The sequence below is a fragment of the Fulvivirga lutimaris genome (assembly GCF_009711525.1).
Lineage (GTDB): Bacteria > Bacteroidota > Bacteroidia > Cytophagales > Cyclobacteriaceae > Fulvivirga > Fulvivirga lutimaris.
On the sequence record NZ_SMLV01000176.1, the window covers coordinates 1 to 4,075 of the forward strand.

Annotated in this window: 3 protein-coding genes; 2 read left to right on the forward strand and 1 reads right to left on the reverse strand. The window is 36.9% G+C overall.

What is annotated here, in order from left to right; genetic code table 11:
* Both E1140_RS01440 and E1140_RS01445 read left to right on the forward strand, forming a co-directional pair.
* On the forward strand, positions 1-935 hold a 935-nt coding region (locus E1140_RS01440; RefSeq protein ID WP_185153360.1), incomplete at its 5' end, for a CDP-alcohol phosphatidyltransferase family protein.
* Positions 932-2,032: a 2-aminoethylphosphonate aminotransferase gene (locus tag E1140_RS01445; protein WP_155178292.1), complete on the forward strand. Its 1,101-nt coding sequence runs from the start codon at positions 932-934 to the stop codon at positions 2,030-2,032. The genes E1140_RS01440 and E1140_RS01445, both read left to right, overlap by 4 nt.
* A 3-nt stretch (positions 2,033-2,035) precedes the next feature.
* Here E1140_RS01445 and E1140_RS01450 read toward each other — a convergent pair.
* The coding region (locus E1140_RS01450; protein ID WP_185153361.1) for an ATP-binding protein at positions 2,036-4,075 on the reverse strand (2,040 nt) is incomplete at its 5' end.

Sequence of the window (4,075 nt, forward strand, 5' to 3'; positions counted from 1 at the left end):
AAAAAATATTTATTGAGCCGACTGTAGACCTGGTGCCTTGGGCTATTCCTGCCAACATTATTACAATTATTTCAAATTGGTTTTTTTACATTGCCCTTTACTTGTCTTTTGATCAGGAAGTGCTGGGGAAGCTTAACTTTATTGTAATCCCAGTCTTGCTTTTTACATACTTAATTGGAGATCATCTGGATGGTGCTCAAGCAAAGAGAACAGGCACAGGGTCAGCACTAGGCGAGTTTTGCGATCATTATTTTGGGTCATTTAACAATGGCTTTTTGATGCTGATCTTTTTTAATCTTTTTTCGATTACCAATATCTGGCTGGTCGCTGTGGTTGTGTTACTTTCTTATATGGCCCATATTGTCGTTTTCTACGAACAGTTTAAGACAGGGTGGATATTTTTTGAAAAACTTGGCTCGTTAGAGGGAGTCATTCTCGGTTGTTTTTTAATAATTGCGGGCTATTTCCCATCGATTTATGATTTATATCAAATGGAGCTTGTGGCAGGATTGACTGTAATGGAAGTTATTATGGTTTTAATTGTTATTGGTTCAGCGTTGACGTTTATCAAGGCAATAATGAGAATACCAAATGTGAGGTATAGCATTTTCATGTATTTAGTGATAATGATATTAATAGCTGGGTTTGGAGTTTGTCTTTTTAGTCCTTCACAATTGGTTTTCATTATGACCTTGTATTCAACTGCGTATTTAGGTAAGATAATGGTTGGTCATTTAATAGACGGGATAGAAAGAAGTCCTGGCCTTTTTACACCATTGTTTCTTATCATCATATATACAATGCCATCATTGTATGAAGGCAATACTTTTTATGTTTTGATGATTTATTTATCAGTCAGCATTATGCTCTTGGTTTATAGAACCTTTCAAAATCTGGGACAATTTTGGGTTTGGACTAATCCTTCTGAAAAGTGAAAAAAGTAGAAAGAAAAATCCTGTTAAATCCTGGTCCGGCAACTACTACAGTCTCGGTAAAAAATGCCATGGTGGTTGAAGATATTTGTCCAAGAGAAGAGAAGTTCGGAGCATTAATAGAAGGAATTAAGAATGATTTGGTAAAAGTTATTCATGGTGAAGGTGAGTATGTAGCAGCATTATTTGCTGCAAGCGGAACAGGAGGACTAGAGGCGGCTATAACATCTGCTGTACCTAAAGGGAAGAAGCTATTAGTTGTTGAAAATGGTGCTTATGGCACACGTATGATCAAACTTGCTCAAACCTTTGATATTGACGTGGTTAAGTATCAGCTGGAATATGGCGACTATCCGAGCCTTGACGCAATTGAAAGTCTGTTAAAGGAGAATGATGATGTGAGTCATCTGGCGGTTGTGCATCATGAGACTACAACAGGTATGCTTAACCCTATTCAGGAGATTTGTTACCTGTCTCATAAATATGGGGTGGAGGTTATTGTAGATTGTATGAGCTCCTATGCAGGTATTCCTATTAATGCTAAAAAGTGGCAGGCCGAGTACATAGTGTCGTCTTCTAATAATTGTATTCAGGGAATGGCAGGCCTAGCGTTTGTTATTTTTAAAGTTGATTTATTGTCCAAATTAAGTGAGCAGAAAAGGTCATTCTATTTTAATATCTACAATCAGTATGTAGGTTTTGAAAAGACCGGGCAACTGCAATTTACTCCACCCGTTCAGGTTTGCCATGCATTGAGACAAGCTATTGATGAGTACCTTGAAGAAGGTGAAGAGGGGAGATGGAATCGCTATAAGGACAATTGGGAATTGTTAGTTGAAGGTTTACAGGATCTTGGCTTAAGCTTTTTGTTGCCATATGGGCAACAGTCTAAGATATTATTAGCCATTATGGAACCTAAGCATCCAAATTACAACTTTGATGCAATGCATGATTATTTGTATGAGAAAGGATTTACAATATATCCAGGCAAAGGAGCCAAATCGGCAACTTTTAGACTTTCCGTACTAGGTGATCTTTACAGAAAAGACATTGAGGACTTTCTAGTCGCACTTAAAGGCTACCTAACTTCTATTGCTTAAATTCTATTTAGGAAACTTGACAAAGAAGGTGGTCTTATCATTTAGGTCACTGGTTACTGATATCTCGCCATGCAGTTTTTCAACAGCTACCTTTACCAGATATAAACCAAGACCACTGCCTTTGGATTGATCTGATCCTCTAAAAAACATATTAAACACTTTGTTTAAATGTGATTCATCAATGCCCAAACCATTATCAATTACTTCAATATAATAGCTCTCTTTATCTTCATCTGCTTTTACAGTAATTTGATGATCACTAACACTGTTTTTTCTAAATATGAGTGCATTTTCCATCAAATTGGTAAGAACAATTGTTAAAAGAAATGGATCTGATTTTACCTGAAGCGTACTTTTTAAATCAAAGGAGTATTTGATGTCTCCGCTTTGATCAAGAAAGTTTATATTATTTCTAACCTCACTGATGAGTACGGGGAGGTCAATCAATTCTTTGTCAACTGTGGCGTGAACAACCTCATGAACCTGAGTAAGCTTAGCTAGTAACTTGTTCATGTCTTTGGCTACTAGTTCTATCAAGTCATAGTACTTACGGTCATTGGGACTGGTTGATTCAAGCTTGGCCAGTGAAGTCAAACCGTGAATTCTGCTGATGGGACCTTTGAGGTCATGAGAAGCACGATATATAAATGTGTCCAACTCGGCATTGGTCTGCTGCAACTGTTGCAGCGTTTGCTTTATTCTTGATGTACGCTGTTCAACCTTTTTTTCCAAAAGGCCATTTAACTCTTGCAGCTTTTTATTGATTTTAAGAATTTCTTCCTGCGATAGCTCAAGCTCTTCATTTTTTACATTAATCGCATCCCTTTGATTCGAAATTTGCTCGTTTTGTTCTTTTAGTAAGTCATTCTGTTTTTCTATCTCTTTTTTCTGAGAGATTACTTCAAAGGTCCGGTCTGCCACAATAAGCTTTAACTTTTTACGATGCTGCCTCACCCTGTACGAATAGGCAAGAACGATGAACCAAAGAAGCATTCCACCACTGAAAGTGAACAACACAAATGCCCATGAAGTCTGATACCATGGTGCTAAAACTACAAATTTGTAGCTGGCAATTTCGCCCTCGAGATCATAGATGTTTTTGGCCTTGACCTTAAAAGTGTAATTGCCCGGGCTCAAATTATTGTACTCTTTGATATGTTCTGTACTCCATGATGACCATTGTTTGTCATTTCCTTCTAAGAAGTAGCTGTATTCGGTTCTTTCTGGTAGTTCGTAAAATGCGGAGGCATATTCGAACCGAATTGAGTTTCGATCGAAAGTTAAAGAAGTGATATAGTTTGATGGTTGATCGGTTACAATTTCAGGTGCTAATTTCCCGGAAATTGATTGAGAATAGGTGCCATTAAAAATGGCAGAATCCTGATTTACAACCTTTCGAATTAATGTGTTGTAAGGTATGGTGTAGTCTTTTTTAATGTTTTCATCAAATGAATAAACACCTTCTGGCGTGGCGAACCAGACTATGTCATTTTGATCAGGGAAAATGGCAGTTACGTTGGAGGTTACAATTCTTTTAAATGGTGTAGAAACTCTTTCAACTATTTCATGATTGGTCAATGTTATTTTTTCAATATCTATTGATCCAGTGCTATTCTTTATGCTTACATAAATTACACTATCATAAATGGAAGTGAGTGTTTGAATATTCCCGTTAGATAATACACTTTTTTTAAAGGTGTTTGAATTTGCATCTAAATTGAAAATACCTTTAGAGGTGCCAACCAGCAGACCTTGCCTACATGATGTGATTGGCCATTCACCGGCTTCAGGAAGCCCCTGTTCTTTGCCATAGAATGTTATAACAGGACTGTCAGAATGGAAATCTTCTAATTTATACAATCCATTATTTTTGGCGCTAATCCATAAGGCTCCATTATTGTCCTCTACAATGCCTTTCACAATTTGGTCCTTGTTGGAAAATGATAATAATTCTTTTTCCGAGACCTTGTTCCCTGAAAAAGTTAGTAGTCTAACACCATTGGTTTGCCCTAATATTATTTCATTTTTAGCGTTTTTAAGTTG